Source organism: Streptomyces sp. CNH189 (genome assembly GCF_000527195.1).
In genome coordinates this window covers 1-7,025 of record NZ_AZUS01000048.1, presented here as the reverse complement: position 1 = coordinate 7,025, position 7,025 = coordinate 1, and the positions used below count along the sequence as shown (strand labels likewise).

The 7,025-nt window shown below is 70.9% G+C and carries 1 protein-coding gene; it reads right to left on the bottom strand.

Translation table 11 applies throughout. The annotated features are described in order from the left end of the window. On the bottom strand, positions 1 to 7,025 hold a 7,025-nt coding region (locus B100_RS0133350; protein ID WP_024888667.1), incomplete at both ends, for a type I polyketide synthase.

The following is a 7,025-nucleotide window of genomic DNA, read 5'->3' as shown; positions in this document are numbered from 1 at the left end:
ATCCGGCACCACACCCACCGACGCCCACACCGCAGCCAAACCCACCATCACCGCGAAACTCGCCGGCTGCACCACATCCACCCGCTCCAACAGAGCAGCCGGAACATCCCCCCGCAACACATCCACCAACGACCAGTCCACCCACCGCCCAAGCGCCGCAGCACACTCCCCGATCCGCTCCGCGAACACCGGCGACGACTCAAGGAGCTCACGGCCCATACCAGCCCACTGCGAACCCTGCCCCGGGAACACCAGAACCGTCCGCCCCGCACTCACCGCGCTGCCGGTGACCAGACCGGGATGGGACTCGCCCCGCGCCAGCGCCCCCAGACCCGCCAACGCCTCCTCCCCGGAGTCGGCCACGATCACCGCACGCTCGGACAGCATCGCCCGCTGAGCGACCAACGCACCCGCCACATGCGGCAGTGTGCCCGCGTTCTCCCCGACGAACGACACCAGCCGCTCCGCCTGCCCCACCAGCGAACCAGGACTCCGCGCCGACACCACCAGGGGCACCACGACGGGCGACGCGGGCAGCTCCACGCCGCTCTCTGCCGCCGACGCCTCGACGGGTTCTTCGGGTGACTCCTCCAGGATCACGTGGGCGTTGGTGCCGCTCGCACCGAAGGAGGAGACGGCGGCTCGGCGCGGCCGGCCCGTGTCCGGCCATTCCCGCGCCTCTCTGAGCAGTTCGACCGCGCCGGCCGTCCAGTCCACCTGCGGTGTCGGCTCCTCCACATGGAGCGTCGGCGGCATGACTCCGCGTCGCAGCGCCTCGACCATCTTGATGACGCCGGAGACACCCGCCGCTGCCTGGGTGTGGCCGATGTTGGACTTCAGCGAGCCGAGCCACAGCGGACGGTCGGCGGGCCGGTCCTGTCCGTAGGTGGCAAGCAGTGCCTGGACCTCGATCGGGTCACCCAGGGATGTACCGGTGCCGTGGCCCTCGACCATGTCGATGTCCTGCGCCGACAGGCCCGCGTCAGACAGAGCGCGCCGGATGACGCGCTGCTGGGAAGGTCCGTTGGGAGCGGTCAGGCCGTTCGAGGCGCCGTCCTGGTTGACGGCGCTGCCGCGCAGCACGGCCAGGATCCGGTGGCCGTTGCGGCGGGCCTCCGACAGGCGCTCCATGACGATGACGCCCACGCCCTCGGCCCAGCCGGTACCGTCGGCGGTCGAGGAGTATGCCTTGCACCGGCCGTCGGCGGAGAGACCGCGCTGGCGGGTGAACTCCACGAAGGCGTCCGGACTGGACATGACGGTCGCACCGCCCGCGAGGGCGAGCGAGCACTCTCCGCGCCGTAGCGCCTGGGCCGCCAGGTGCATCGCCACGAGGGAGGACGAGCAGGCCGTGTCGATGGTCACCGCCGGCCCCTCGAAGCCGAACACGTACGACACGCGTCCCGACGCCACGCTCGACGAAGTTCCGGTCATCACGTAGCCCCGGACGTCCTCGGGGATCTTCCGCAGTCGGGTGACGTAGTCGTGGTGGACGATGCCGGTGAAAACACCGATGTCACGGCCCCGGGCGGAGAGGGGGTCGATTCCGGCCCGCTCCAGGGCCTCCCATGAGGTCTCCAGGAGCAGCCGCTGCTGCGGATCCATCGCGAGGGCCTCGCGCGGCGAGATCCCGAAGAGTCCGGCGTCGAACTGGGCGGCGTCGTGCAGGAATCCGCCGACGCGGGTGTAGGTGGTGCCAGGGTGGGTGGGGTCGGGGTGGTAAAGCTTGTCGACGTCCCAATTCCGGTTCTGCGGGAAGCCGGAGAGCGCGTCGCGCTCCTCGGCAACCAGCCGCCACAGTTCCTCGGGGCTGTCGACGCCCCCGGGCAGGCGTGTGCTCATGGCGATGATGGCGATCGGCTCGTCGGGGTCCGCGAGCACGACGGGTCCGGATGGGACGACTCCAACCGACAGGTTCGTGGCTTCCTCACCGAGCAGTTCGGTACGCAGGTGCCAGGCGAGGGCCGAAGGGTTCGGGAAGTCGAAGGCAAGGCTGCTGGGGAGACTCATACCGGTGAAGTCGTGCAACCGGTTGCGAAGTTTGACGGCACTGAGGGAATCGAAGCCGAGGTCCTTGAAGGGCTGCTTCTCGTCGAGGGCTTCGGCGCTGGTGTGGCCGAGAACGACAGCCGCGCTCTCCTTCACGAGGTCCAGCAGGACGCGCTGCTGTTCGGTGGCTCCGAGCGCGGCGAGCCGGTGGGCCAGCGATCCGCTCTCAGCGGCCGGACGTCCCACAACCCGTCGGACGAACGGACCGTCCTCTGCCGACCGTGCCTCGTGAAGAGCGGGGGTGCCGACCGCGGTGGCGACAACGGTGCTGTCCGTGCGGCCCAGGGTCAGTGGTCCGAGCGCGGCGACCGGTTCGCCCGTGTGGTCGGCGAGCTCCACGAGGTGGCGTCCGCCCTCCACCGGCGTGGCCCGCAGCCGCAGGGCGGTGGCGCCCTCGGCGTACACGGCCAAGTCGGCGCAGACGGTGAGATCGCGCTCGCTCTCACCGGTGCGGCCGGCCAGGAGGCGAAGGACTGTGTCGAGGAGTCCGGGATGGAGGGCGAACCCCGCGGCCTCGTCGACGAGTTCCGGAGGCAGGGAGACGTCGGCGAAGAGCCGGCCATCTTGGTCCGTCAGTCCGTGTATGCCTCGTACCCCGCGGATGTCGAGGAGGTCCGCCGGGGCGTCGGCTCCGGTGGCCGGCCAGGTGCGCAGATCGAAGGATGGCGTGGGCAGGCCGGGCCGGAGCACTGCGCGGGCGTGGCGCGTCCAGGTGCTGTACTCGTCGCCAGCACGCCTGCTGTGGACGACGACCGGGCGCAGCCCGTCCCGGCCGGGGACGTCGACGTGGACACGGAGCTGGAGGTGGCCGTGTTCGGGCACGGTCAGCGGGGTGTCGACGATGATCTGCTCGACGGCGCCGCTGCCCGCCTCGGTTCCGGCGTGGACCAGCAGGTCGAGGAGTACGGCGGCCGGAACGGTGTCGGCGCCGGGATCGACGAGCCGACCGAGGGCACGCCGGTCGAGCCGCCCGGTGAGCACCACACGGGTGCCGCCGTCGCTGACCGGGCTGACGTGGTCGTCGTCGGGGATCTCGACTGCCGTGCCGAGCAGCGGGTGCCCGGTGGGGCGGGCGCCGAGCGCCTCGGCGTCGGTGGCGGTGGTCTCGGGTTCGACCCAGTAGCGCTGGTGCTGGAAGGCGTACGTGGGCAGCTCGGTACCGATCGCCGTGGCCGGGGTGCCGAGGAGAGCGGACCAGTCGATGTCCGTGCCGCGGACATGCAGCTCGGCGAGTGCGGTGAGGACGGCGGTCTCCTCCGAGCAGTCCTCGCTCAGGGTGGCGAAGCAGCCCCGGTGGTCCGTGCCAAGCGTGTCGAGGGCGATCGCGGTCAGGCCGCCGCCGGGTCCGACCTCCAGGAGGGTTTCGGCGCCCTGGTCGCGCAGCGCGGTGACCGCGTCGGCGAACCGCACGGCATGGCGCACTTGGTCGGCCCAGTACTCCGGGGTGGCGAACCGGCCGTCCTTCGCAAGCGCACCGGTGAGCGTGGAGATGACGGGGATGGCGGCTGGGCGGGGACGCAGCCGGGCAATGACCGCTCGGAACTCGTCGAGCATGGGGGCCATCAGTGGCGAGTGGAAGGCATGACTTACCTTCAGGCGTTTGGTCTTCCGGCCCTGTTCGGCCAGTCGCGCGGCCACGTCGAGGACGGTGTCCTCGGTACCGGAGAGGACGATGGCGCTGGGTCCGTTGACTGCGGCGATCGCGATGTCGCCCGTGGCCCCCTCCAGCAGTGGTGCGACCTCGGCCTCGGTCGCCTGTACGGCGACCATCGCGCCGCCCTCGGGCAGGGCCTGCATCAACCGGGCGCGGACGGCCACCAGTTCGCCTGCCTCCGCCAAGTCAAGGACTCCGGCGGCACAAGCGGCGGAGATCTCGCCGATCGAGTGTCCGGCAACCAGGTCCGGACGTACGCCCCAGGAGGCGAAGAGCTGGAACAGAGCGGTCTCCAGGGCGAAGAGACCTGTCTGCGTGTACAGGGTACGGTCGAGCAGTGCGGCCTCCGCCGTGCCGGGCTCGGCGAACACCACCTCGCGCAGCGGCCGTTCCAGATGACCGTCCAAGTGTCGTTCGACAGCCTCGCACGCGGCGGTGAAGGCGTTCCGGAAGAGCGGGTGACGCTCAGCGAGTTCACGGCCCATGCCGGCCCACTGGCTGCCCTGCCCGGTGAAGAGGAAGGCCAGCTTGCCCTCGGAGGGGCTGCCGGTGACGGTGCCGGCAGTGGGCGTGCCGTTGCCGAGAGCGCGCAGCGCATCGGCAAGCTGCTGCCGGTCGGTGGCCAGCAGGACCGCCCGGTGGTCGAGCTGGGCACGAGTGGTGGCCAGCGCGTGCGCGGTGTCGGTGAGGGCCGGCTCAGGGCGTGCCTCGACGAAGCGAGCAAGGCGCCCGGCCTGGGCGCGCAGAGCCGCCGCTGTCCGGGCCGACACGGGCACGGGCAGAAGAGCGGAACCTGACGATACGAGATCTGTGGCGGGTGCCGCATCGGCTGCATGCACCTGGTCGGAGGCGGTTGCCGATCCGATGCCAGCCAGTTCGTTCGTCGCCGCCCGGTCGGAGACCTCAGCGTCCTCCACCGGCGCCTGCTGGATCACGACGTGCGCGTTGGTGCCACCGATACCGAAGGACGAGATACCAGCGCGCCGCGGGCGCCCGGTCTCGGGCCACCGACGAGTCTCCGCGAGCAGTTCCACCGCTCCCGTGGACCAGTCCATGTGGGTCGAGGGCCGGTCCACGTGCAGCGTGCGGGGCAAGACGCCGTGCCGCATCGCCATCACCATTTTGATGACGCCTGCCATACCGGCCGCGGCTTGCGTGTGCCCGATGTTGGACTTGACCGAGCCGAGCCACAGCGGGCGGTCGGCGGGTCGGCCCTGCCCGTAGGTAGCGAGCAATGCCTGCGCCTCGATTGGGTCACCAAGGACCGTTCCCGTGCCGTGGCCCTCGACCGCGTCCACATCCGTTGTCGACAGACCGGCGTCGGCGAGCGCCTTGCGGATCACCCGCTGCTGTGAGAGTCCGTTCGGCGCCGTAAGTCCGTTGGACGCACCGTCCTGGTTGACCGCGGTGCCTCGGACCACCGCGAGGACCTGGTGGCCGCAGCGGCGTGCGTCGGAGAGCCGTTCTACGAGGAGCACGCCGACGCCCTCGGACCAGCCCGTTCCGTCCGCCGCGTCGGCGAAGGCCTTGCAGCGGCCGTCCTGGGAGAGGCCGCGCTGCCGGGAGAACTCGACGAAGGTCTCCAGGTTGCCCATGACCATCACGCCGCCGGCGAGGGCCATGGAGCACTCGCCCTGCTGAAGGGCGCGGGCCGCCATGTGGAGGGCGACGAGCGAGGACGAGCAGGCGGTGTCGATCGTGATGGCCGGGCCCTCGAAGCCGAACTGGTAGGCGATCCGGCCTGAGATGACGCTGCCGGAATTGCCGGTCAGGCGGAAGCCTTCAATGCCGGACGCGTGGTGCGTCCGTACGGCGTAGTCGTGGCTGTTGACGCCGACGAAGACGCCGATGTCCTGCCCGGCGACCCCGCTCGGGTCGATCGCGGCGCGTTCGAACGCCTCCCAGGAGGTTTCCAGGAGCAGCCGCTGCTGGGGGTCCATCGCGAGCGCCTCGTTCGGTGAGATCCCGAAGAACGCAGCGTCGAAACCGGTCGCGTCGTCGAGGAACGCGCCGTGCCGTACGTAGGTCTTGCCGACACTGTCAGGGTCGGCGTCGTAGTGCCGGTCGATGTCCCAGCCGCGGTCGTCGGGGAACTCTCCGATGGCGTCGACGCCGTCGGCAACCAGCCTCCACAAGTCCTCAGGGCTTTCCACACCGCCGGGGAAGCGGCAGGCCATCGCGACGATGGCGATTGGATCGTCCGAGAGGGCAGCCACCGTGGCGGTGGTGTGCCCCTCAGCGCTCCGCTCCTGGCCGTCGCCCCACTGTTCGTCGTCGCCGAAGAGCCGTGCACGCAGGTGGTCGGCGAGCAACGTCGGCTTCGGGTAGTCGAAGACGATGGTGGAAGGGAGGCTGAGAGCGGTCGCAGCCGCGAGCCGGTTGCGCATCTCGATGGCGGTCAGCGAGTCGAAGCCGGCGTCCTTGAAGGCACGGTCGGCGCGGATGGCGTCAGCGCCGGAATGGCCGAGCACCTGGGCGGCGTTCCGGCGGACGAGGTCCACCAGTGCCTCTGTGCACTCCCGCTTGCCCAGGCGGTCGAGCCGCTGACGCAGGGAGTCGGTTACGGCCGTGTGCGAGGACGCGGCCGCTGGCCGCGGAGCAGGCGCGAGTCCGCGCAGCAGCGGTGCTGCAGGAGTTCCGGCGCGGGCGGATGCCCTCAGTGCGGGCAGGTCGAACCGGGTGGCCACGAGCGCGGCAGGGGCCTCGTCGCCCGCCCGCAGGGCCGTGTCGAAGAGCGCCATGCCCTCGGCGGCGGACAGCCCGACCATGCCGAGGCGCCGGGTGCGGTGCAGGTCTGTGGCACCGAGGTGTCGGGTCATGCCGCTGGCGTCGTTCCAGTAGCCCCATGCGAGGGATGTGGCGGGCAGGCTGGAGTGGCGGCGGTGGAGGGCGAGGGCGTCCAGGCAGGCGTTGGCGGCGGCGTAGTTGCCCTGGCCAGGGTTGCCCAGCACTCCGGCGGCGGAGGAGAAGAGGACGAACGCCGCAAGGTCGATGTCCCGGGTCAGTTCGTGCAGGTGCAACGCCGCATCAAGTTTCGGCCGCAGGACGGTGTCGAAACGCTCCGGCGTCAGGGCGGTGATCACGCCGTCGTCGAGAACTCCGGCGGTATGAACGATGGCGGTGAGCGGGTGTGCGTCCGGTACGGCGGCCAGGAGCGCGGCGAGCGCGTCCCGGTCAGCGGTGTCGCACGCGACGATGGTGACGGTCGCGCCCAGGCCGGTCAGCTCCTCGTGCAGTGCCGCCGCACCTTCGGCGTCCGGTCCGCTCCGGCTGGCCAGCAGCACGTGCCGTACACCGTGTCCGGTCACCAAATGCCGGGCGA